Origin of the sequence: Brevibacillus gelatini (assembly GCF_003710935.1) — a bacterium.
Lineage (GTDB): Bacteria > Bacillota > Bacilli > Brevibacillales > Brevibacillaceae > Brevibacillus > Brevibacillus gelatini.
The window spans coordinates 24,762-47,092 of sequence record NZ_RHHS01000036.1 but is presented as its reverse complement, the minus strand read 5'-3'; the positions used below and the strand labels follow the sequence as shown (position 1 = coordinate 47,092).

Annotated in this window: 18 protein-coding genes; 12 read left to right on the top strand and 6 right to left on the bottom strand. The window is 52.4% G+C overall.

Translation table 11 applies throughout. From position 1 onward, the window contains the following. The first annotated feature begins 16 nt into the window (after nucleotides 1-16). The 7 genes from EDM57_RS15240 to EDM57_RS15210 all read left to right on the top strand — a co-directional run bounded on the left by EDM57_RS15240 (nucleotide 17) and on the right by EDM57_RS15210 (nucleotide 7,343). Nucleotides 17-2,698, top strand: coding sequence for a sigma-54-dependent transcriptional regulator (locus EDM57_RS15240; RefSeq protein ID WP_122905556.1), 2,682 nt, complete (start codon nucleotides 17-19; stop codon nucleotides 2,696-2,698). 205 nt (nucleotides 2,699-2,903) lie between these two features. Then, a complete protein-coding gene (locus EDM57_RS15235) occupies nucleotides 2,904-3,206 on the top strand; it encodes a PTS sugar transporter subunit IIB (protein WP_122905555.1) in 303 nt (100 codons plus the stop codon). A gap of 12 nt (nucleotides 3,207-3,218) precedes the next feature. After that, a complete protein-coding gene (gene celB / locus EDM57_RS15230) occupies nucleotides 3,219-4,562 on the top strand; it encodes a PTS cellobiose transporter subunit IIC (RefSeq protein WP_122905554.1) in 1,344 nt (447 codons plus the stop codon). Between the two features lie 22 nt (nucleotides 4,563-4,584). After that, the gene (gene chbG / locus EDM57_RS15225; protein WP_122905553.1) at nucleotides 4,585-5,331 is read left to right on the top strand and encodes a chitin disaccharide deacetylase; all 747 of its coding nucleotides are present in this window, start codon (nucleotides 4,585-4,587) and stop codon (nucleotides 5,329-5,331) included. A gap of 12 nt (nucleotides 5,332-5,343) precedes the next feature. Continuing rightward, entirely contained in the window at nucleotides 5,344-5,670 is a 327-nt protein-coding gene (locus tag EDM57_RS15220; RefSeq protein WP_122905552.1) for a PTS sugar transporter subunit IIA, read from the top strand. After that, nucleotides 5,667-6,989, top strand: coding sequence for a 6-phospho-beta-glucosidase (locus EDM57_RS15215; protein WP_122905551.1), 1,323 nt, complete (start codon nucleotides 5,667-5,669; stop codon nucleotides 6,987-6,989). The genes EDM57_RS15220 and EDM57_RS15215 overlap by 4 nt, the downstream gene beginning before the upstream one ends. 87 nt (nucleotides 6,990-7,076) lie before the next feature. Next, the gene (locus tag EDM57_RS15210) at nucleotides 7,077-7,343 is read left to right on the top strand and encodes an HPr family phosphocarrier protein (RefSeq protein ID WP_122905550.1); all 267 of its coding nucleotides are present in this window, start codon (nucleotides 7,077-7,079) and stop codon (nucleotides 7,341-7,343) included. A 148-nt stretch (nucleotides 7,344-7,491) separates the two neighbouring features. Here the strand turns inward: EDM57_RS15210 and EDM57_RS15205 are convergent, their stop codons facing one another. From EDM57_RS15205 to adh, 4 genes are all read right to left on the bottom strand, one after another. Further along, nucleotides 7,492-9,672 (bottom strand): HAMP domain-containing sensor histidine kinase, encoded by a 2,181-nt coding sequence (locus EDM57_RS15205; protein WP_122905549.1) that lies wholly within the window; start codon nucleotides 9,670-9,672, stop codon nucleotides 7,492-7,494. Continuing rightward, on the bottom strand, nucleotides 9,650-10,342 hold the full coding sequence (locus EDM57_RS15200) for a response regulator transcription factor (protein ID WP_122905548.1): 693 nt from the start codon (nucleotides 10,340-10,342) through the stop codon (nucleotides 9,650-9,652). The genes EDM57_RS15205 and EDM57_RS15200 overlap by 23 nt, the downstream gene beginning before the upstream one ends. Before the next feature lie 157 nt (nucleotides 10,343-10,499). Next, nucleotides 10,500-10,838, bottom strand: a complete 339-nt coding sequence (locus tag EDM57_RS15195) for a DUF779 domain-containing protein (RefSeq protein ID WP_122905547.1) — start codon at nucleotides 10,836-10,838, stop codon at nucleotides 10,500-10,502. Between the two features lie 3 nt (nucleotides 10,839-10,841). After that, on the bottom strand, nucleotides 10,842-12,362 hold the full coding sequence (gene adh / locus EDM57_RS15190) for an aldehyde dehydrogenase (RefSeq protein WP_122905546.1): 1,521 nt from the start codon (nucleotides 12,360-12,362) through the stop codon (nucleotides 10,842-10,844). Nucleotides 12,363-12,628: 266 nt separating this feature from the next. On the opposite strand from adh, the gene EDM57_RS15185 reads away from it, so the two are divergent. From EDM57_RS15185 to cshA, 3 genes are all read left to right on the top strand, one after another. After that, the gene (locus EDM57_RS15185) at nucleotides 12,629-14,404 is read left to right on the top strand and encodes a sigma-54-dependent Fis family transcriptional regulator (protein WP_122905545.1); all 1,776 of its coding nucleotides are present in this window, start codon (nucleotides 12,629-12,631) and stop codon (nucleotides 14,402-14,404) included. Nucleotides 14,405-14,611: 207 nt separating this feature from the next. Further along, nucleotides 14,612-16,240 (top strand): formate--tetrahydrofolate ligase, encoded by a 1,629-nt coding sequence (locus EDM57_RS15175; protein WP_122905543.1) that lies wholly within the window; start codon nucleotides 14,612-14,614, stop codon nucleotides 16,238-16,240. A gap of 281 nt (nucleotides 16,241-16,521) precedes the next feature. Continuing rightward, complete coding sequence (gene cshA, locus EDM57_RS15170; protein WP_122905542.1) at nucleotides 16,522-18,033, top strand: degradosome RNA helicase CshA; 1,512 nt, start codon at nucleotides 16,522-16,524, stop codon at nucleotides 18,031-18,033. Nucleotides 18,034-18,131: 98 nt separating this feature from the next. On the opposite strand, the gene EDM57_RS15165 is transcribed toward cshA, so the two are convergent. Both EDM57_RS15165 and EDM57_RS15160 read right to left on the bottom strand, forming a co-directional pair. Beyond that, nucleotides 18,132-19,178, bottom strand: coding sequence for a GrpB family protein (locus EDM57_RS15165; protein WP_170163453.1), 1,047 nt, complete (start codon nucleotides 19,176-19,178; stop codon nucleotides 18,132-18,134). 87 nt (nucleotides 19,179-19,265) lie between these two features. Beyond that, nucleotides 19,266-19,898: an EndoU domain-containing protein gene (locus EDM57_RS15160; RefSeq protein WP_122905540.1), complete on the bottom strand. Its 633-nt coding sequence runs from the start codon at nucleotides 19,896-19,898 to the stop codon at nucleotides 19,266-19,268. 467 nt (nucleotides 19,899-20,365) lie between these two features. Here EDM57_RS15160 and EDM57_RS15155 point away from each other — a divergent pair, with 467 nt between their 5' ends. Together EDM57_RS15155 and EDM57_RS15150 are read left to right on the top strand one after the other, a co-directional pair. Then, nucleotides 20,366-20,674, top strand: coding sequence for a PepSY domain-containing protein (locus EDM57_RS15155; RefSeq protein ID WP_122905539.1), 309 nt, complete (start codon nucleotides 20,366-20,368; stop codon nucleotides 20,672-20,674). 195 nt (nucleotides 20,675-20,869) lie between these two features. Next, complete coding sequence (locus EDM57_RS15150; protein WP_122905538.1) at nucleotides 20,870-22,303, top strand: PTS mannitol transporter subunit IIBC; 1,434 nt, start codon at nucleotides 20,870-20,872, stop codon at nucleotides 22,301-22,303. Nucleotides 22,304-22,331 lie beyond the last annotated feature (28 nt).

Below are 22,331 nucleotides of genomic sequence, written 5' to 3'. Positions count from 1 at the left end.
GGCAGGTGAACAGTGGGTGAAACGAGTCGATTTCATTTACCAGAAGCTGCTTGAGTTCGGTCCCGCCAAAAAAGTCAGCGCAGGCGAGCTGGCCGAGCTCCTGGGCCTGAGCCGCGCCAATGTCAGCGGAGATTTAAACCGTCTATGGAAGGAAGGCCGGATTGAAAAAGAAGAGGGTCGTCCTACCTTGTTTTATGTCAAGCAAGCGAATGACTCGCTTTACTTGGCGCAAACGGCATTGGACAGGCTGGCGAAGACGAACAAAAGCCTGATTACCCGCATCGAGCAGGCGAAGGCAGCGGTGCTGTACCCGCCGCGCGGCATGCACTGCCTGATTTTGGGCGAGACGGGAGTGGGCAAGTCGTGGTTTGCAGGGATGATTCACGAGTTTGCCGTCGATATTGGCCGGCTGGAAAAGGGAGCGCCTTTTGTCGTTTTTAACTGTGCCGACTACGCCAACAACCCGCAGCTTTTAATCAGCCAACTGTTCGGCGTCAAAAAGGGGGCGTACACCGGAGCGGAGATGGACCGCAAAGGGCTGGTGGAAAAGGCGGACGGCGGGATTCTTTTTCTCGATGAGGTTCACCGCTTGCCAGCAGAAGGGCAGGAAATCTTTTTTACGTTCATGGACAAGGGGACGTTCCGCCGGGTCGGAGAAACAGAGGTGGAGCGTTCCGCGCAGGTACAGATCGTCATGGCAACGACCGAAAACCCGGAATCCAGCCTGCTCAAGACGTTCATGCGCCGCATCCCGATGGTCATCAAGCTGCCTTCCCTGGTGGAGCGGGGAATGGAGGAGCGCTTTGGGCTTGTCATGGAAATTTTTCGCGAAGAAGCGTTTCGGCTCGGACGGGAAATTCAAATATCGTCAAGCGTGGTGCAAGCGTTTCTCTGCTATCATTGTCCGAACAATATCGGCCAGTTGAAGACGGATATTCAACTGACCTGCGCCAGTGCTTATGCCGAGTTTATTTCCTTGAAAAAAAATGTGCTGCACGTCTCCATTCAGGATGTTCCGCATCATGTCAAGCAAGGGCTGCTTTTGGCAAAAGACTACAGACAGGAGCTTGCGGAGCTGATTGGCACCGAGCACAAATGTTTTGTGGTGCAGCCATCCCAGGAGGAAAGCGTCTGGTTCGACAGAGAGTCGGAGAATGCAGCCAACAGCGTGTACGAAAAGATCGAACAAAAAATATACGAGTTGCAAAATCAGGGCGTCAGCGAGGAAGAGCTGGAATACGATATTGAGCATTACTTCACTACGTTTATCAAAGGTGTCCATCAGCGCATCAACAAAGGCGACATGGCACGCATCATCGATCCGGTCATCATTCACCTCGTCGAGGACATCGTGCGTTACGCCGAGGCGAAGCTGGAGAAGATTTTGAGCCAAAAGGTCATTTTCGGCCTGGCGCTGCATATCCAGACGTCCAAGGAGCGGCTGTCGCAAGGAAAGCAAATCGTCCATCCGCACCTCAACAGCGTGCGGCTGAAATACAAAAAGGAGTTCGCCGTAGCGCTGGAGTGTGTGCGCATGATCGAGGAAGCACTGCTGATGGACCTGCCCATTGGCGAAGCGGGCTACCTGACCATGTTTTTCGTGCTGGACGACGAGAGTATGCAAGAGGAACGGGAAACGGTCGGCGTCCTGGTCATCACACACGGCAGCGGGGGAGCGACGGCGATGGTCGACGTGACCAACCGATTGCTGGTCACCGAGTACGCGCGTGCCATCGACCTGCCGCTGGAGGAAGACTCGCTGGTCGTTCTGGAGCAAGCGATCAAGACAGCGCGGGAAATCGGGAGCGCAGCCGGGCTGCTTTTGCTCGTCGATATGGGCTCGCTGCTCGGATTCGGGGAGATCATCGAAAAGGAGCTGGGCATTCCGGTGAAGGTGGTGCCGATGGTGAGCACGCCGCATGTGATCGAGGCGACGCGCAAAGCGATGCTGGGTCATACGCTGGACGACGTATACCGCGATGTCGTCAGCATCTCGATGGGGGTGCGGGAGGAACTGCCCAGGGAGGCGCCAGACAAGGCGGTGCCTGCCTTGACCATTGTAGCGACCTGCCTGTCCGGCGAGGGCAGCGCCCTGTTTTTGAAAAAGCTGCTTGAATCGAATTTGCGCTATGACGAGAAGCTGCTGGAATTTGTCCCGTTGCAGCTCATGGACAAAGCGCAGGCGAAAAGCAAGCTGAAAAAGCTCAAGCAGGAGCGGACGGTGCTGTGCATCGTGAGCAACTACATGCTGGATCGCGACTTGCGCTGCTACAGCATGGACGATGTGGTGAACGGCGAGGCGCTGTCCGATATTCAACAACTGATCGATCTGGAAGAGGCCTATGTGAAGATGAAAGAGTCGCTCAAGGAGCATCTGAAAATGGTAAAGGGCCAGGACGTTCTCGACGACGTCAGGACGTGTGTGGCGCGCATGGAGGAGCGGCTTGGCGACAAGCTGCTGTTCGATACGCGAATCGGGGCGTATTTGCACATCTGCTGCCTGGTGGATCGGCTGAAAGCTGGGGAGCGTTCCGTAGCCTATACCGACAAGGTGCCGTTTTTGGCGGAAAACCGCAAGCTGTACAGTCTGATTCGCCACGAATTGCAGCCGTTGGCGGACAAATACGACGTGGTCTTTAGTGAGGACGATGTATGTTTCGTCATGAATTTTTTCATACACAACAAAACACTGGCGTAGCTAGTGTTTTACTTTTTGCCAATTTGCCCCTGTTAACAAAACACTGGAGCGCTTACATTCAAACACTGTTGGCCTGCCAGGAATGCGGCTGCCCGGAAAACGCGATAACGATGCGCCTTGTTTTGAAAACGCATACAAAAAGGGTGTTTTGGCACGTGAATTGCTCCAGGAAAAGGGCATAACCAACTGAAGGGAGGAAGCTGGATTGAATATTTTGCTATGCTGCGCAGCAGGGATGTCAACGAGTCTGCTTGTGCAAAAAATGGAGCAGGCGGCGCGGGAAAAAGGGCTGGAAGCGAAGATCTGGGCGGTGTCGGCAGATGAGGTGAAGCAGCATATTGACCAGGCACAGGTGCTGTTGCTTGGCCCGCAAGTCCGCTACAAGCTGGCGGAAATGAAAAAGGTAGGGGAGGCGAGAGGGATTCCGGTCGATGTGATAAGCCCGGTGGACTACGGCTCGCTGAACGGGAAAAAGGTGCTGGAATTTGCGCTTCGTTTAAAACAGTAGAGGGGGATGCGTATGGCAGGGTTTATTTCTTTTCTGGAAAACCGTGTGATGCCTGTCGCGGGCAGGATCGCGGAGCAGAAGCATTTGCAGGCGATCCGCGACGGAATCATTCTCACCATGCCTTTGCTCATTGTCGGCTCTCTTTTCCTCATCATCGGTTTTATCCCCATCCCTGGTTACAGTGAGTTCATGAGCGGAATCTTCGGCGATCAGTGGCTGACCAAGCTGTTGTATCCGGTGAACGCGACATTTGACATCATGGCGCTCATCGTCAGCTTCGGGGTGGCGTACCGATTGGCGGAAAAGTACAAGGTCGATCCGCTGTCGGCAGGTGCGATTTCGGTCGCTTCCTTTTTGCTCGCGACCCCTTACAAGACGATGTTCACTCCGGAAGGTGCGACGGCAGCGCAAGAAGTAGGCGGAGTCATTCCGGTCGCCTTGATGGGCAGCCAGGGGCTGTTCGTAGCGATGCTTTTGGCTGTGCTGTCCACAGAGATTTACCGCAAAATCATTCAAAAGAAAATCGTCATCACGATGCCAGCCGGGGTTCCGCCTGCTGTCTCCCGTTCTTTTGTGGCGCTGATTCCCGCTTCGGCCGTGCTGCTGGTCGTCTGGCTGCTGCGCATTCTGCTTGAAAACACTCCGTTTGAAAGCATCCACAATATCGTGTCTGACTTGCTGGTCGGTCCGTTGAGCTCGCTCGGCAGCAGTCTGATCGGGGCGATTGTCTGTGTGCTGCTCGTACATTTGCTCTGGGCGATTGGGCTGCACGGGGCAGCGATTGTCGGCGGCATCATGAGCCCGATCTGGCTCACCTTGATGGACCAAAACCGGGCGGCGTTTCAGGCGAATCCGAATGCCGATCTGCCCAACGTGATTACCACCCAGTTTTTTGACCTGTGGATTTATGCGGGCGGATCCGGTGCGACGTTGGCGCTCGTCGTCATCATGCTGTTTCGGGCGCGCAGCGAGCAGATGAAAAACATCAGCCGCCTCTCCATCGGACCCGGCCTGTTCAACATCAACGAGCCTGTCACTTTCGGCATGCCGATCGTCATGAACCCGCTTTTGATTATTCCGTTCGTCCTTGCGCCAGTCGTGTTGGTGATTGTCAGCTACTTGGCGATGTCATTGGGCTGGGTGGCAAAGCCGAGCGGTGTCGCCGTACCGTGGACAACGCCTGTCATTATCAGCGGCTATTTGGCAACCGGAGGGAAAATTTCGGGCAGTGTGCTCCAACTGGTGAACTTCGTCATCTCGCTGTTGATCTACTATCCGTTTTTCCGTCTGTGGGATAAGCAAAAGCTGGCCGAGGAACAGTCGCATGCCGCTTCCGACCAGGTCGTGAACATGTAATTTTTCAGGGGAGAGGCATGCTATGAAGCTGATTGTGAATGCAGATGACTTCGGGTATTCCAAAGGGGTGAATCTGGGGATCATCGAGGCGCATCGATCCGGCGTCGTCACCTCTGCGACGGTCATGGTCAACATGAACGGGTTCGAGCATGCGGTTATGCTGGCGAAGGAGACGCCGACTCTTGGGGTGGGTATCCATCTTGTGCTCACCTGCGGCGCTCCAGTCAGTCAAAACGTGCCGTCGCTAACAGATGAGCATGGGCGGTTCCGCCGCGGACGTGATTATTTAAGCTCGGCATCGCCAAAGGAAGTGGAACGGGAGCTGCGCAGCCAACTGGAAAAGTTTTTGGAAACAGGGCTTTCCCCGACGCATATGGACAGCCATCACCACGTTCATGCCCATGCCGCGATCCTGCCGATTGTGTTGCGTTTGGCAAAGGAATACCGGCTTCCGGTTCGCAACCCGTGGACGTTTTCGCCAGGGGTGCGGGCAGCGCATTCGGACGTACTGACAACAGATGGCTTTTCCGAGCGTTTTTACGGAGACGATCTGACCGCGCAGTCGTTCATCGATGCCGTGGAGGAGCTGGCGGGCTGCGCTGTGGCGGAGATGATGACGCATCCGGCGTATGTGGACGAAGAGGTGCTGACAGGCAGCTCGTACACGCTGCAACGCGCGCGGGAGCTGCAAATCTTGACCGCAAAAGAGATCAAGGAGTACGTGCAAAAACGCCATGTACAGCTGGTGACTTATAAAGAACTCGGATAGGTGGAGATTGACTTGGACCACACAGACGTTATTTTTCAGCTGATTTTACACGGAGGAAACGCGAGAAGTCTGGCGATGGAAGCAATCGCCCTGGCGAAAAACAAAGACATGGCAGGCGCACAAGATGCACTGAGGCGAGCTGGCGAAGAGCTGAGCCAGGCCCACCATCATCAAACGGCTTTTATTCAAAAGGAGATCGCCGGAGAAAAGCCTGAGATCAGCATGCTGTTGATCCACGCGCAGGATCATCTGATGAATGCGATGACGATCAAGGATTTGGCCAGCGAATTTGTCGAGCTGTACAGCCATGTCCATGCAGGGAAGGAGGCAGGAGTATGAACGGAATCAAAATCGTGACAATCGGTGGAGGATCGAGCTATACGCCGGAGCTGGTAGAGGGCTTCATCAAACGGTACGACGAACTGCCTGTGCGCGAGCTGTGGCTCGTGGACATTCCGGAGGGCGAGAAGAAGCTGCAAATCGTCGGGGCGCTGGCAAAGCGCATGGTGGCAAAGGCAGGGGTCCCAATCGAGGTGCATTTGACGCTGGATCGGCGCAAGGCGCTGGCAGGAGCGGATTTTGTCACGACCCAAATGCGTGTGGGACTGTTGGACGCACGAATCAAGGATGAGCGCATCCCGCTGAAATACGGGGTCATCGGGCAGGAGACGAACGGTCCTGGCGGGCTGTTCAAAGGGTTGCGCACGATTCCGGTCATCATGGATATTTGCCGCGATATGGAGGAGCTGTGCCCGGATGCGTGGCTGATTAACTTCACCAACCCGGCTGGCATGGTGACAGAAGCGGTTCTCCGCTATGCAAACCGCAGCAAGGTCATTGGACTGTGCAATGTGCCGATCGGGATGAAAATGGGCGTCGCGACTATGCTCGGAGTCGATCAGTCGCGGGTCCACATTGATTTTGCCGGACTGAACCACATGGTATTCGGGCTTGCCGTATACGTGGATGGGGACAATGTCACTTCGCAAGTAATCGACAAGCTGACGGGCGAGCAATCGGGAATCACGATGCAAAACATTCTCGATCTGGGCTGGGAAAAAGATTTTATCAAGGCGCTGGGGATTCTGCCTTGCCCGTACCACCGCTATTACTATCAGACCCGGACCATGCTTGAGCACGAAATGGAAGAAGCGAGCAAGAACGGCACGCGTGCCGAGGTGGTCAAGCGGTTGGAAGCGGAGCTGTTTGCGCTCTACGAAGATCCCGACCTGGACGTCAAGCCGCCGCAGCTGGAGAAGCGCGGGGGAGCGTACTACAGCGAGGCGGCCTGCAGCCTGATTCACTCTATCTACAATGACCGCCGGGATATTCAGCCGGTGAACGTCCGCAACAATGGCGCGATTGCGAGTATTCCTGACGATTCGGCTGTCGAGGTAAACTGTGTGATTACAAAGGATGGGCCGATTCCGTTGACCGTGGGCGATTTGCCTGTACCTGTGCGCGGGCTTGTGCAGCAGATCAAGTCGTTTGAACGGGTAGCGGCCGAAGCGGCTGTCACGGGCGATTACCACAAGGCACTGCTGGCGATGACAATTAACCCGCTGGTGCCGTCCGATGTGGTAGCCAAGCAAATTCTCGATGAAATGCTGGAAGCGCACAAGGAGTTTTTGCCGCAGTTTTTCAAGCGGGTGACGTGAAGGTGGACGGCTGGTGGAATGGCGCAGCAGGCGGTCTTGCCGGTTTTTCACCAACCCGATGCATCAGGTGGAAAAAGGAGGAATGCAATGGTCCGGTTTCAAGTCGAAATTCATGTAAGTGGCGGCCTTCATGCCCGTCCGGCTTCTGTCCTGGTAAACCTGCTTAATCAATACCGTTCGTCGGTCACTATGATCTACAACGACAAGCGGGCGAATGGCAAAAGCATTCTCAGTGTCATGGCGCTGGGCGTGAAGAACGGGGACGAGATGACGTTTGAGGTGGAGGGCGACGACGAGCAGGAGGCGGCAACAGCTTTGCGGTCGTTGATTGAGCGAAATTTCGCCATTTCGTAGCGTGCAGATTGCAGGAGCAAAACAAAAAGCCAGTGCCCGAACAAAATGGGCATTGGCTTTTCGGCATTGAGGGCATGTTCCTGCATGCGGTTTGCCAGTGCAACGTCGGGGGCGGCAGAGGCCCCGTCACCATGCAGACAGGCAGGCACTAGGCGTTTTTGCGAAACACGACTATCACCTTGAAGTAATCACCGTCAATCTCGATGGAGAGGCGGCCGCCCTGCAGCTCGACGATGCTTTTGGCAATCGCGAGTCCAAGCCCGGAGCCTTCGGTATTGCGCGATTGGTCGGCGCGCTTGAACCGCTCGAACAGCTCTTCGGCATCGAAGTCGATTTCGTAGGCAGAGACGTTTTTGATCGTCATGATGACTTCTCCCGGCTTTTCGTACAGATCGATCAGGACGCGCGTATTGGGCAAGGAGTATTTCAAGGCATTGCCAATCAAATTCTCAAACACGCGCCACGTCTTTTTGCCGTCAAGCGGTGCCACGATTTTCGGCTGCTCGACGTTGACGCGGAAGGTGAGAGAGGACTGTTCAATTTTCTCGCTGAACTCTGCGATTGCCTGATTGAGCAGGGAGGCCACGTTCACCTGCTCGATGTGCAGTTCAACAGCTCCGCTGGACATTTTCGCCGCTTCAAACAGGTCATCGATCAGCACCCGCAAGCGGGCCGTTTTGCGGTCCAGTACGTCGATGTAGCTTTTGATCTCGTCTGCGGTCAGGTTTTCCCGTTTGAGCAGATCGACATAGTTGATGATCGAGGTGAGCGGCGTTTTCAAATCGTGTGAAACATTGGTAATCAGCTCGGATTTCAGGCGCTCGCTCTTCATTTGTTCCTCCAACGCACTCTTGATTCCCAGCTTGATGTTGTTAAGGGAGTGCGCGAGATTGGAGAGGTTTCCTTTGCGAATCTTCTCAATCGTTGCATCCAGGTTTCCGGCAGACATCTCGGAGGCTCCCGACATGATGCGGTTCATGAGTCTCAGACGGCGCAGGACGTAAGGGACGACGGCAGCCAGATAGAACAGGTCGTATACCAAACTGAGGAAGAAGAATTCCTCCGATTTTTTGGCGATGGCGAGCAGACCAAGCGCTACGCTCATGCCAAGGCCAACGGTCAGAATGAACAGCAGGAAGACCTTGAAAAACAGGCTTCGATTGGCGTAGCTTTCCCGCAAGAGTTCCTTTTGCCGGACGAACAGGCTTTTTTGCCATTGCTCGTGAAACGATTCCGGGTGCAGGTACATGTGCCATGCTTCCAGAGCCTGCAGCAGCAGATAGGCAGTGAACAGGGAGACAATTCCCAGTGTAAAGAAATGATCGACTCCGATCGGCAAAAAGAAGAAGCGCATATCGAGAATCATCAGGTACGTAATCCCAATCGGGAAAAGCGCGATAATCCGGAGATCGAGCGGGATGCGCCGCAAAAGCGCCAGACTTTTGACGACAAGCGGATGGCTGGCGGCGCGGTTCAGCTTCAAATACCACAACAACAGCGCAGTCACGAGCAGTGTCACCGTGAGCAGGGCGCATTCTCCGAGCAGCCGACCCCGTTTGGAGTCATAGTAGACGGCATCGGCATGAATCTGGCTGTAGCCTTCCGGTTTTTTCGGAACGTAAAAGACGCCGCTCCATTGACGCAACTGATAAGTACGGTTAATATCGGCAAATTCGCTATGCTTTTGATAGGAGTTTTCCGGGAAGCGGATCACATAGAGGGTATTTTTGCTCAATTCTGCTTCAGAAGGCTCGTGAGTCATATTCGTGTACACTTTGCCAGTCTTGTTGTCGCGGACATAGTATTTGAATGAGCCGGTTCGCAGCGCAAGGCTGTTTTTTCGCTCTTCGTACTCGGCGTCCTTTTCTGCGACCATCTGTAGGAACTGCTCCTCCCAGTTGGCCGTTTCTTTCTCCAGCGCATTATTCAGTTTGGCTGTCTTTTCTTTCTCGAGCCTGTCAAGCTCCTTTGTATCAGAAGCCCTTCTGGCGTTCTCGATGTCGGGGGCGTATTCACTCTCAATCGCTTCCCTGACGTTGCGCAAGGCATCCTCGCGCTCGCGGTAGAATTGCTCCACAGTCGCTTTGCCCAGCTTTTCCTCCGGTATTTTGCGCTCGTAGCCGGCGAAATCTACATGAACATCTTTTACCAGTTCTACGAATAGCCTGACCTCGTTGGTGAAGTTGCTGCTTTCGAAGTAGCTGTCTTTATTCATATACTGGCGGTTATGGTAAACGTCAACCGCCGTAAGGAGCAGAAGTGATAGACTGACTACCAGAGCGAACAGGGCAGACAGTGTAAAGCGGCTATTTTTCGATTTTGTATCCAATTCCCCATACCACCTTCAAATATTGCGGGTCCTTCGGGTTGATTTCGATTTTTTCCCGAATGCGCCGGACGTGGACGGCCACCGTATTTTCCGCGTTCAAATACGGTTCCCGCCAGACGCGCTCGTAAATTTCCTCGATGGAAAAGACCCGGCCTTTGTTTTCCATCAACAGTTCCAAAATTTTGTACTCTGTGGCCGTCAGCCGCACTTCGTTGCCGTCGACGGTGACGGTTTTCGTGCTTTTGTTAAGCGTCAAGCCGCGGACCTGAATCTCATCTTCGGCCGCTTTGTAGTTGCCCAGGTTGGTGTAGCGCCGCAGCTGGGATTTGACCCGGGCCACCAGTTCCAGCGGATGAAAAGGCTTGGTTACATAGTCGTCGGCTCCGATGTTCAAGCCCAAAATTTTGTCCGTATCCTCGGACTTGGCAGACAGCATGATGATCGGGATGTTTTTGTCCTGGCGAATTTTGAAGGTAGCCGTAATCCCGTCCATCTGCGGCATCATGATGTCCAAAATGATGAGGTGAATCTCTTCCCGTTCCAAAACGTCCAGTGCTTCCACACCATTGCTCGCTTTATGCACGATCAACGATTCATTTTTGAGGTAAATTTCAATTGCGTCGCGAATCTCTGCCTCGTCGTCGACTACGAGGACGTGATAAGTCGTCATTGTTTTCCCACCTTGTGAATGCATTCATGCTTATATCTTAACGCCAAGCTTTGACAAAACAGCATAGAAAACTCTTACAAATTTCTTAATATCGCCCGAAAAAAAGAAAGACCGTTTCTGCCGCGGGAAAGGCAGGAACGGTCTGTTTCGTCTGTATTCAACTGTCAGGGAAGACGCGCGAGCGCGTAAGGAAGCGCACTCCCTCCGGCCCTTCGAGCGAGAACATGCCGCCGCGGCCCTCGACTACATCAATAATGAGCTGGGTATGCTTCCAATACTCGTACTGCGCTTTGCCCATGTAAAACGGGCAGCCGCCGATCTCACCCAAAAGCACATCCTGATCGCCGACGAGAAACTCGCCGAGCGGGTAGCACATGGGAGAGCTGCCGTCGCAGCAGCCCCCTGACTGGTGAAACATCAAGTCGCCATGCTTTTCGCGCAGCCGTTCGATCAGCCGCAGGGCAGCATCGGTCGCGATTACTTTTGGCTGGCTCATCGATCAGAAGAAGCCCAGAGCCTGGTCGCTGTAGCTGACCAGCAGGTTTTTGGTTTGCTGGTAGTGAGAAAGCATCATTTTGTGTGTTTCGCGACCGATGCCGGACATTTTGTAACCGCCGAATGCAGCATGCGCAGGGTAAGCGTGGTAGCAGTTGGTCCATACACGGCCCGCCTGGATTTCACGGCCTACACGGTATGCGGTGTTCATGTCGCGGGTCCATACGCCGGAGCCGAGTCCGTACAAGGTATCGTTGGCGATGGCAAGCGCTTCTTCTGTGTCTTTGAAAGTCGTCACGGACACGACTGGACCGAAAATTTCTTCCTGGAAGATGCGCATTTTGTTGTGGCCCTTGAACACGGTCGGCTGGATGTAATAGCCGCCTGCGAGCTCTCCTTCAAGCTGTGCGCGCGCGCCGCCAATCAGGCATTCTGCGCCTTCCTGCTTGCCGATGTCGAGGTAGGAAAGAATTTTTTCGACTTGCTCCAGGGAAGCCTGGGCGCCGATCATTGTTTCTGTATCGAGCGGGTTGCCCTGCTTGATGCTGGCAACGCGCTTCAGGGCGCGCTCCATGAATTGATCGTAAATGCTTTCGTGAATGAGCGCGCGGGACGGGCACGTGCAAACCTCGCCCTGGTTGAGTGCAAACAGCACGAAGCCCTCGATGGCTTTGTTGAAGAACGCGTCGTCTTTTGCACATACGTCCGGGAAGAAGATGTTCGGAGATTTTCCGCCCAGCTCGAGCGTCACCGGAATGATGTTTTGAGAAGCGTATTGCATGATGAGACGGCCGGTTGTCGTCTCACCGGTAAAGGCGATTTTGGCGATGCGGTTGCTGGATGCCAGCGGCTTGCCCGCTTCCAGACCGAAGCCGTTTACGACGTTGACGACGCCTGGAGGCAGCAAATCGCCAATCAGCTCCATCAGTACCATGATCGAAGCAGGGGTTTGCTCGGCAGGCTTGAGCACGACGCAGTTTCCGGCGGCCAGAGCGGGAGCGAGCTTCCATGTCGCCATCAGGAGCGGGAAGTTCCACGGAATGATCTGTCCGACGACTCCGAGCGGCTCGTGGAAATGGTAAGCGACTGTGTCGTTGTCGATCTCGGCCAGCGAGCCTTCCTGCGCGCGAATCGCTCCGGCGAAGTAGCGGAAATGGTCGATCGCGAGCGGAATGTCAGCAGCCAGTGTCTCGCGGATCGGCTTGCCGTTTTCCCATGTCTCGGCAGTCGCCAAAAGCTCCAGGTTCGCTTCCATGCGGTCTGCGATTTGCAGGAGGATGTTGGAGCGTTGTGTCACCGAGGTGCGTCCCCAAGCGGCTTTTGCCTCGTGGGCGGCATCCAGTGCCAGCTCGATGTCTTCTGCCGTCGAACGGGCAACTTCGCAAAAGACCTTGCCGTTTACAGGAGAGATATTTTCAAAATATTCGCCCTTCACCGGCGGTACCCAATTGCCCCCGATGTAGTTGTCGTAGCGAGTCTTGAAAGTCACCTTTGATCCGGCTTGGCCGGGTTGAGCATAGATCATGCGAGCGCCTCCTCTTAAATCATCTTTTTCTTTACAGCCTTTTTCTAAAAGCAAATCCTGTACCAATGGACGGAGGGCTTGAAATGACAGCGTTTTCGCCAACGAAATGCGTCAAAACTGTTCCAAAATGGGGCAAGTGCTGTTCCGTTTTGGAACAGTTTTGAAATTTTTGGGAGCGTCTGACAAATATCTGCTTTTTGCGCGAGGCTTCGCGTTCTTAGTCATGCTATACTGATAGGGAATGATTTTTGAGGGAGGGAAGAGTGTTGTCAACGATTGTCCAGCAATCTTGGAAGCGCTGTCAGGAATCGAACCTCAAAGCTTGGGAGAAAGCCAATGACCAGATCATTTCCAGCAAACGAATCAAAGAAATCATTCAGGAAAATCACCCTCTGATTCAAGAAAGCCTCCCGCTCTTCAACAAGCTTGCTCCATTTTTGCTGTCGACAGAGCACATCGCTTTGCTGGCGGATCGGGATGGCAATATCATTCACACCGTCGGGGACCCTGTGTTTGCCACGCAGGCGCAAAAGGTGCAGCTGCAAATCGGGGCGAACTGGACGGAGGATTACAAAGGAACGAATGCGATAGGAACGGCGCTGATCGCGCAGCAGCCGATTTCCGTGCAGGGGGACCAGCATTACTTTTTGGAGAACCGCTTCCTTTCCTGCTCGGCGGCGCCGATTTTTTCACCGACGGGCGAGCTTCTGGGCGTCGTGGACATCAGTACGCGCAAGGAATACACGCACCCGTTTGCGCTGACGATTGCTTGCATGATTGCGGAAGCCTTGCAAAATCGCTTTCTGTATGCCAGCGCGGAGCGAGTGATTGCCCTGCCCGGCAGTACGGACGCGACAAGCAGTTCGGGAAAAGTGCCGCTCGTAGGTCTCGACAGGGACGAGCGCATCGTGGGCTTGAACGACTTGGCCAAGCAGCGGCTGGGCAAAGCCGCTTTGGGCACGCGGCTGTCCCCCGAGCAGGCGCGCGCCGGACGAGATGTGCAGGATAACCGCCAGCGCTTCTGGGGTACGCAGGCCGCAACAGAGGCTGCTTCCAGAAATTGTGCGGCTGCCCCGAGTCAAAAGCCGCAGCCTGTACTCAAGCCGTTTCCCCGTCTCGCCGGGTCGTGCCCGCTCTTTTTGCAGGCGAAAATGCTCGGGCAAAAGGCGGCGCAGGTCGATTTTCCCGTGCTGATTCTCGGCGAGAGCGGCACAGGAAAAGAGCTGTTCGCGCAGATGATTCACGAGACGGGACCGCGAGCGCAGGAGCCTTTTATCGCGGTGAATTGCAGTGCGATTTCAGAAAATTTAATCGAAAGTGAATTGTTTGGATACGAAAGCGGCGCGTTTACCGGCGCCAATCGCGAAGGGCGAATCGGCAAGTTTGAAGCGGCGAAGAAAGGCACGATCTTTCTGGATGAGATCGGGGACATGTCTTTGCGCGGACAGGCGGCTCTGCTTCGCGTGCTGCAGGAAAAGGTCGTCACGCCTGTAGGCAGCAACCAGTCGCGTCCGATTCATGCGCGAATCATCGCGGCCACGCATCGCAATTTGCCGGAGGAGATCAGGGCGGGGCGTTTTCGTGCGGATTTGTACTATCGGCTCAAAGGTGTTTCCATCCACCTGCCGCCGCTGCGCAAGCGATGCGACATCATCCAGCTTGCCGAGCATTTGTTGCAGCAAATCGCCAAGGACCAGCCTTGCGTCTTGCTCCCGGAGGCAAAAGCGAAGCTTGCGTCCTATTCCTGGCCGGGCAACGTTCGCGAGCTGCAAGGCGTGCTGGTGCAGGCCGCCTTTTTGTCCGACGGCGAGGAAATCGGAGAGGAGCACATCCAGTTGGAAGGCTTGGCGGAAGAAGCGGAGCCCGTGCATGCGGTTCCCTCCTTGCGGGAAAGCGAGCTTGCGGCGATCAGGCGAGCTCTCGATTCGAGCGGAGGAAATGTGAGCAAGGCAGCCAGACTACTGCAAATCGGGCGAAACACCTTGTACCGCAAGATGGCGGAATATCAGCTGACCGTGCCCGTCAACCAGGAGAAGCCGTGATGCGATCAATCAAGCAAGTCCTCGATCCGCACGGCATGTTGAACCCAGAAAAATATTCGACAAATAATCGCAGCCTGCATTTTTGAATCCGCAACAGAATGCGGGTTTTCTTTTTGCCGAAAAGGGGGAGCGCAAGAAAGGAGAACCGACTGTCATGTGGAATGTAGAAGATTGGTAAATAAACATTCGCAAGGCAGGGAGGCAGGCATGAAGTCGATTGTTGAAATTGCCAAAGCAGCAGGTATTGATGAACAGGATCTGGAGCTTTACGGAAAATTTAAGGCGAAAATCTCTGATGAACTATGGGACAAGGTAAAAGACCGCCCTGATGGCAAGCTGATTCTCGTTACCGCGATGAATCCCAATCCGGCGGGAGCGGGCAAGACGCTGACCACGATTGGTTTGTCGCAGTCACTCAATCTGCTTGGAAAAAGGACGATTGCAGCGCTCCGGGAGCCGTCCCTGGGCCCGTGCATGGGGATTAAAGGGGGCGCTACGGGCAGCGGCAAGGCGCAAATCCTCCCTGCGGATGAAATCAATCTGCATTTTACTGGCGATATTCACGCGATTACCGCCGCGCACAATTTGCTTGCGGCGATGATCGACAACCATATTTTCCACGGCAATCCGCGGGGGATCAATCCGAAAAAAATCGTCTGGAAACGGGCGATGGACATGAACGACCGCGCGCTGAGAAACATTGTGGTCGGGCTGGGAGACGGCAATGGCATGACGCGCGAGGATGGTTTCATGATTACGACCGCGTCGGAGATCATGGCGATTTTGTGCCTGAGCGAAAATCTCGACGATTTGCGCGAGCGGCTCAACCACATCATCATCGGCTACGACTTTGAAGACAAGCCTGTGCGGGCAGGTGAGATCCATGCGGTCGAGGCAATGTGCGTTCTGCTCAAGGAAGCAATCAAGCCAAACCTCGTGCAGACGATTGAGGGTACGCCAGTCATCGTTCACGGCGGTCCGTTTGCGAATATCGCGCACGGCTGCAGCAGTGTGATCGGCACGAAAACAGCCTTGAAGCTGGCGGATTACGTTGTTACCGAAGCGGGCTTTGGTGCTGACCTGGGCGCGGAGAAGTTTTTCAACATCAAGTGCAGAAAAGCCGGACTGACTCCGTCGGCAGCGGTCGTGGTCATTACTGTACGTTCCTTGAAGTACAACGCCGGGGTCAAAGTGCCGGATCTGGCCGTAGAGAACCTCGACGCCCTGGAAAAAGGCTTTGCCAATGTGCGCCGCCATCTGGAAAACTTGCAGAAGTTTGGCGTGCCGGCGGTTGTGGCGATCAACCATTTTGCGACCGATACACAGGCGGAGATCGATACCGTCATGGCGCTGTGCCAGGAAGCCGGGGCCGAGGCAGCGCTGTCCAAGGCATGGGCGGAAGGCGGAGCGGGCGCAATCGAGCTGGCGGAAAAAGTGACACGTGCGGCAGAGCGCCCTTCGCAATTCCGCTTTTTGTACGAAGAAGACCGCAGTGTGCAAGAAAAGATTGAGACGGTTGTCAAAGAAATTTACCGTGGCTCGGGTGTAGTCTTTTCGCCGCTCGCGCTGAAAACAATCCAGAAAATAGAGGAAATGGGGCTGTCCCACCTGCCTGTGTGCATGGCGAAGACGCCGTACTCCTTCACTGATCGCCCCGATCAGCTTGGCGCCCCGGTCGGTTTTACCATTCAGGTGAGCGAGGTGCGGATTTCGGCAGGAGCAGGCTTCATCGTTGCACTGACCGGAAGTCTGGTGACGATGCCGGGACTTCCGAAAAAACCGGCGGCCGAATCGCTGTATGTGAACGAACACGGCCACGTGGAAGGACTCAGCTAAACAGCAAAACATGTATGAACGGCTGGCACCGACACCAAGGTGTCAGCTTTTTTTTGCGATCATGTCGCAATTTGTTTGGAGAAAAAGCACTTGTATTGCAAAAAGCTGTTTGCATTTTTGCAAGATGAGTGGTACGATTACAGCTATGTTCTTTTTAGGGTGCTTATGTACAAACGGAAGATAAAAGGGCATGTTCCGGCTGTAAGGAATAGTGCCCTTTTTTAGTGAGAATTTTATTTATAGACGAAGGCAAAGGAAAAGGAAAAGGAGACTGACGTTCATTGGCTACATTTTATGATTTTGGTTTGCATCATGCGATTGTAAGAGCGCTTGGCAACATGGGATTCGAAGAGGCGACGGCCATTCAGGAGCAAACGGTTCCGGTTGCCCTGCAAGGCCGCGACTTGATCGGACAGGCGCAAACAGGGACAGGAAAAACGGCTGCGTTCGGGATTCCGCTCGTGGAACGGCTCGATGAAAACAGCGGCCACATTCAAGGGGTTGTCCTGACGCCAACCCGTGAGCTGGCTGTGCAGGTAGCAGAGGAAATCAACAAGATCGCCCAGTTCAAAAACATTTCCGCGCTGCCGATCTACGGCGGTCAGGACATTACCCGCCAGATCAAGGCGCTGAAAAAGCGTCCGCAAATTATCGTGGCCACACCGGGCCGCTTTATGGACCATATGCGCAGAAGAACGATTCGCCTCGATGCGATCCAGATTGTCGTACTCGACGAAGCGGATGAAATGCTGAACATGGGCTTCATTGACGATATCAAGGAAATTTTGCAAGAAGTGCCTGAGAATCGTCAAACGCTGCTGTTCTCTGCGACCATGCCGCGAGCGATTCAGGAAATTGCCCAGCAGTTCATGACCGAACCGACACTGATTTCCGTCAAGCCGAAGGAAGTAACGGTACCAAACATTGAACAGCAATATATGGAAGTAGCCGAGAAACAAAAATTCGACGTGCTTTGCCGCTTGCTCGATATTCACTCCCCTGAGCTGGCGATTGTTTTCGGGCGCACCAAGCGTCGCGTGGATGAGCTGTCCGAGGCGCTGACCAAGCGCGGCTACGGCGCGGAAGGAATCCACGGCGATCTGAACCAGGCAAAACGCGACAGCGTGCTGCGCAAGTTCAAGGAAGGCACAATCGAGGTGCTGGTGGCGACAGACGTTGCTGCCCGCGGTCTGGATATTAGCGGCGTCACGCACGTATTCAACTTCGACATTCCGCAAGACTCCGAGAGCTACGTGCACCGCATCGGCCGTACTGGCCGGGCAGGGAAGACGGGTCTGGCAATCACGTTTGTCACTTCCCGGGAAATCGACCATCTGCGGCTGATCGAGCGCGCGACAAACCGCCGCATGGAGCGCCGCTCCGTGCCGACGATGGCGGAAGCGCTGGAAGGCCAGCAACGTTTGACCGTGGAGAAAATTTTGGAGGCGTCCGGCCGCGAAGACTTGAGCGCCTACAAAACGCTGGCAGAGCAGTTGCTGGAGGATATTGATTCTGTGACGCTCGTGTCTGCTGCCCTCAAGCTGCTGACCAAAGAGCCGGATACGACTCCGGTTCGCCTGACCGAAGAAGCGCCTCTGCGCGTAGGCAAGAAAAAGATGTTCCCGAAAGGAAAAGGCGGGTACGGTTTTGGCTCCGGCTTTGGCGGCAAACGTCCCCCTCGCCCGCGCAGCGGAGAGTTCCGTCCGCGCAGCGGCGATTCCCGTCATCGCGGCGGCGAGTCTCGCTCTCGCAGCAGCGAGTCGGCAGGAAGACCGTATAACAAGCAGCGGTAAGCGCTGTGGATAAGAAAAGGGGCATCTCAAAGTCGAAATCTCGGCTTTTGAGACGGCCCCTTTTTACGTTTCCATTGAAGCATGTATGGAATGGCTTGTTATCCATTATGTTTTAGTATACTCGTAATAAATTGATTTTTTTGCTTTTGATATTCTGCATAGCTAATATTACTAGCACTAATTTTCATTTCATTAAATTGTTTGGCTAATTGATCGTTTGAATTAATCAGATCTCTAAAATTTAATACAGACTCCCAAAATGAACTATTTATTGTGGTGATAAAGACATTATAATAGACCTCTTTGGGTGTAGCTTTTGTTAAGTAGAATATAGGCATTGGGCCTGGGAAATCTTCTGTACTGAAGTAGTCATGTTTCAGGTCGTCATAAACCATTTCTGCTGATAGGGATGTTTGAGTTCCAATGAGTATGTCAACAATTGGGCGAGAAGATACAGCTTGCATAGTAGTGCTTCCAATATGTTGAATTACTACACCCGGTTCAGTAATGATACTTTCCAAATATTCCCGTTCCTTATCAAACATTTTCATCCAATCGGTAGAATAATTGTATAAGAGGTCATTTACCTTTAGATTGCTTTGAGGATAATGGTAATACTTTTCGACAGGAGAAAAATTTTTCATATTGCCTTTTAAGCAGTTAATGAATTGGATGACATCATCGTAGGAATCGGTGCGCAATTGTTCTTTAATTCTACCAAAGAACAGGCTGGAACCATCAATTACTGCATGAATAAATTCTTCCTGGGAAGGAATAAAAGCTCGGTGAGTAATCTCTTGATTAGCAGTAACTGTTAAGCATAATGCATTCTCAGAGAGTGATTCCACAATGATTCTTTTATTAATCGAACCGATTAGCTTACTACCGTATCCAAATTTAATAAGTTTTTCAACGATCTCAAGTAATGTAATCCATAAGGCATCGACCCAGCCGTATAGTTGGGAGTTCAAAATTAGAGTATTGTCACATTTCATCAAAATGAAGCCTCTAATACCCACCCTTATATCGTTAATAAGGGTAAGCTCATCAGAATCAATATCAAAAAAGAATGTCCCAAGTTCATTTTCCGGTGGGAATCTGTCAAATTTTTTATCCGGATATTTGAGATAGGAAATTACCTCCATTAATATCCCCCCTATACAATCCAACAAGGAGGAGAATTGACTTTTCCTCCTTGTTATCATTTAGATCAAAAATCTTTTATTTCTTTGCTATTCAATTTTCGCAATGTTCCAGCCATCTGGATAGAAGGTGATTACCTTACCACCTTTTATTACAAGTTTATATTTTCTACCGTCACTACCAATAACACTAAATGCTTGTTCACCATTCTTAAATCCATCCTGAGAAATTTTACTTTTATATTTTTTAATTACATAATCTAATTCGTTTACAATATCTTCAACATCGGTTCCTACATCAAAGTAACTATTGGTCCCATCATCTAGCCAAACATGAAAGTATTTAGGAACATGTCTTGCCAATATATGTTCTAAACCATACTCATCATCGTCTCCACATTCTAAGACTACTTCTTTTCCAGTACCCACCTTCCATGTCATTAGGTCTCTATATTTTCCATAAAAGTAAAGATCAAAATGTTCTGCAATCGCATTTTCTATAGTAGATTCCCTTACTTTATCGGTGATTTTCTTGCCTCCATAATATAGAGCGGCTGCTTCAGCAAGAATTACAAACACAAGAGGAACAGCTCTTGCTTCAATTTTCTCCTCCCTGTTTTTAGAAATCTTTTCCGAAGCATTTGATAAAGAAGGTGAAATGCTGGTAAATAAAACAGTTACTGCTAAAATAGAACTGATAATTTTTTTGGTAAAGGATTTCAACGCAAGACACTCCTTTTTAGTTTGTTGCAAACAAAACTTGCATGCTTAACCCGAAAATTCACTTTTTACAAGATGCAAATCTATTTACTGAGTCATTCCTCCTTTCAAAATAAATATAAATAAGTATTAAATTGTTAATATTTTCATCCGAAAGAATTTTATGGTAAAAAATGAGAATAATCAACTCTAGTATGAATCCTTTCACAAAATCATCAAAATCGTGCTTAATACGAGTTCGGATAACTTCAAGATAACTATTCAACTTCTATTGTTATGTTTGCAGAAGTGCAAATGCCTGGCTTTGAAAATCCAAAGCTGGACAAGCCAATCCTTCTTGTGGAGTGAACGAGTATCACTTTGTAAAGCTTAGAGTGATGAACAGAGGCTTTCACTTGCATGTAACCGAGCAGATTGGTCAGACTACTGAATGATTTGTTATGCGATACATCAAAGGAGGAAGCCCATCCATGAAAACCCCAATCCCCTGGACCGCAGCAGTCGCGCTGGCAGTGGCACTCGGAGCGGCAATACCTGCGCCGATTCACGCAGTAAACACCCAGGCAGCAGCAGTAGAGCCGATGCGTATTACGCAGGAGCAGGCAAGGCAAATCGCCCTGCAGCAAGTGCAAGGCCGCGTGCTGCACGCGGAGCTGGACACGGAAAACGGCGTGCTTGTGTACGAGTTCATCATTTTGACCGACCAGAACCAGGTGTACGAAGTAGAGGTCAATGCGGAAACGGGAAAAGTAATGAAGGTGGAAAGAGAAGATTTTTAAGGAGAAGAGACTTCGGCTTTGGGGGCTGGAGTCTTTTTTATGTGCGTAGGTTATTAAGTTTTGGCAACAATGAGAACGACAAATTCGCGCTTTGATTTTGTTGTGACGCTTATGTAAACGCTTTATATTTGAGGTGTGCACATTATTAATTTAATCTTGTCAACAATTTATAGAGAGGGTAAAGGAGGGTCCAGTATGGAGAACTTGGCGACAAAGAATCAAGCTTCCGGCAGTTTGCGAGTCTCGGTACAAAAGTTTGGGCGGTTTCTCAGTGCAATGGTAATGCCGAATATCGGTGCGTTTATCGCCTGGGGATTGATTACGGCGCTGTTTATCCCGACAGGCTGGCTGCCTAACGAGAATCTGGCCAAGCTGGTCGGCCCGATGATTACGTATCTGTTGCCGCTTCTGATCGGATACACGGGCGGAAAAATGATTCACGATGTGCGCGGTGGTGTCGTAGGTGCTGTCGCAACAATGGGGGTCGTAGTCGGATCAGACATCCCGATGTTTTTAGGGGCCATGATTATGGGTCCTCTGGGCGGTTGGGTCATCAAAAAAGTGGACCAACTGTTCGAAGGCAAGGTTCGTTCCGGTTTTGAAATGTTGGTTAACAACTTTTCGGCAGGAATTATCGGCGGTCTGCTCACGCTGCTTGCTTTCCTGGCGATTGGTCCGGTCGTAACCGGGCTGAGCAAGGCGCTCGCGTCCGGTGTACAGGTTATCGTCGATGCAGGATTGTTGCCGCTTGCCAGCATTTTGGTCGAGCCGGCGAAGATGCTGTTCTTGAACAACGCGATTAACCATGGTATTTTCAGCCCGATTGGACTGGAAGAGTCGGCGAGGACAGGGCAATCTATCTTTTTCCTGCTGGAGACAAACCCGGGGCCAGGTTTGGGAATCCTACTGGCATACTGGCTGGCAGGGCGCGGCAACGCCAAGCAGTCGGCGCCAGGTGCGGTTATCATTCACTTCTTCGGCGGTATTCATGAGATTTACTTCCCGTACATTTTGATGAATCCGCGCCTTGTTTTGGCAGTAATCGGCGGCGGTATGGCAGGGGTCTTCACCTTCACGCTGCTCGGAGCAGGGTTGGTGGCACCGCCATCGCCAGGCAGCATTTTCGCTCTCAGTGCAATGGCTCCGCGGGGCGGTTTGCTGCCAGTGTTGGCAGGGGTTGTTGCAGCGACAGTCGTTTCCTTCGTCATCGCGGCTGCCTTGCTGAAAATGAGCAGTAAGTCCGATGAGGATGAGTTGGACAAAGCAACGGAGAAAATGCAGGAGCTGAAAGGCAAAAAGCAGCCGGTAGCAGGAGCAGATGAAGTAGCAGCAGCGAAAGCAGTGATTGCTGCGAATGTGAAAAAAGTAGTCTTTTCTTGCGACGCTGGCATGGGCTCCAGCGCAATGGGGGCTGCATCCCTGCGCAAAAAGTTCAAGGATGCCGGACTTGGCGAGATCACGGTTATCAACACTGCGATCAACGACATTCCTGATGATGCCGACATCGTCATTACGCACAAGTCGCTGACAGAAAGAGCGCGGGCAAAAGCACCGTCTGCCGAGCATATTTCCATTGATAACTTCTTGAATAGTCCGGAGTATGACAAGTTGGTCAAACGGCTGGGATAAAAAGGGAGCAACGCTAGTGAAAGCTAGC

Coding starts and splice junctions, on each gene's coding strand:
- celB (WP_122905554.1), top strand. CDS start 3,219: ATGGCAGGGTTTATTTCTTTTCTGGAAAACCGTGTGATGCCTGTCGCG.
- chbG (WP_122905553.1), top strand. CDS start 4,585: ATGAAGCTGATTGTGAATGCAGATGACTTCGGGTATTCCAAAGGGGTG.
- EDM57_RS15215 (WP_122905551.1), top strand. CDS start 5,667: ATGAACGGAATCAAAATCGTGACAATCGGTGGAGGATCGAGCTATACG.
- EDM57_RS15210 (WP_122905550.1), top strand. CDS start 7,077: ATGGTCCGGTTTCAAGTCGAAATTCATGTAAGTGGCGGCCTTCATGCC.
- EDM57_RS15200 (WP_122905548.1), bottom strand. CDS start 10,342: ATGACGACTTATCACGTCCTCGTAGTCGACGACGAGGCAGAGATTCGC.
- EDM57_RS15195 (WP_122905547.1), bottom strand. CDS start 10,838: ATGAGCCAGCCAAAAGTAATCGCGACCGATGCTGCCCTGCGGCTGATC.
- adh (WP_122905546.1), bottom strand. CDS start 12,362: ATGATCTATGCTCAACCCGGCCAAGCCGGATCAAAGGTGACTTTCAAG.
- EDM57_RS15175 (WP_122905543.1), top strand. CDS start 14,612: ATGAAGTCGATTGTTGAAATTGCCAAAGCAGCAGGTATTGATGAACAG.
- EDM57_RS15165 (WP_170163453.1), bottom strand. CDS start 19,178: ATGGAGGTAATTTCCTATCTCAAATATCCGGATAAAAAATTTGACAGA.
- EDM57_RS15155 (WP_122905539.1), top strand. CDS start 20,366: ATGAAAACCCCAATCCCCTGGACCGCAGCAGTCGCGCTGGCAGTGGCA.
- EDM57_RS15150 (WP_122905538.1), top strand. CDS start 20,870: ATGGAGAACTTGGCGACAAAGAATCAAGCTTCCGGCAGTTTGCGAGTC.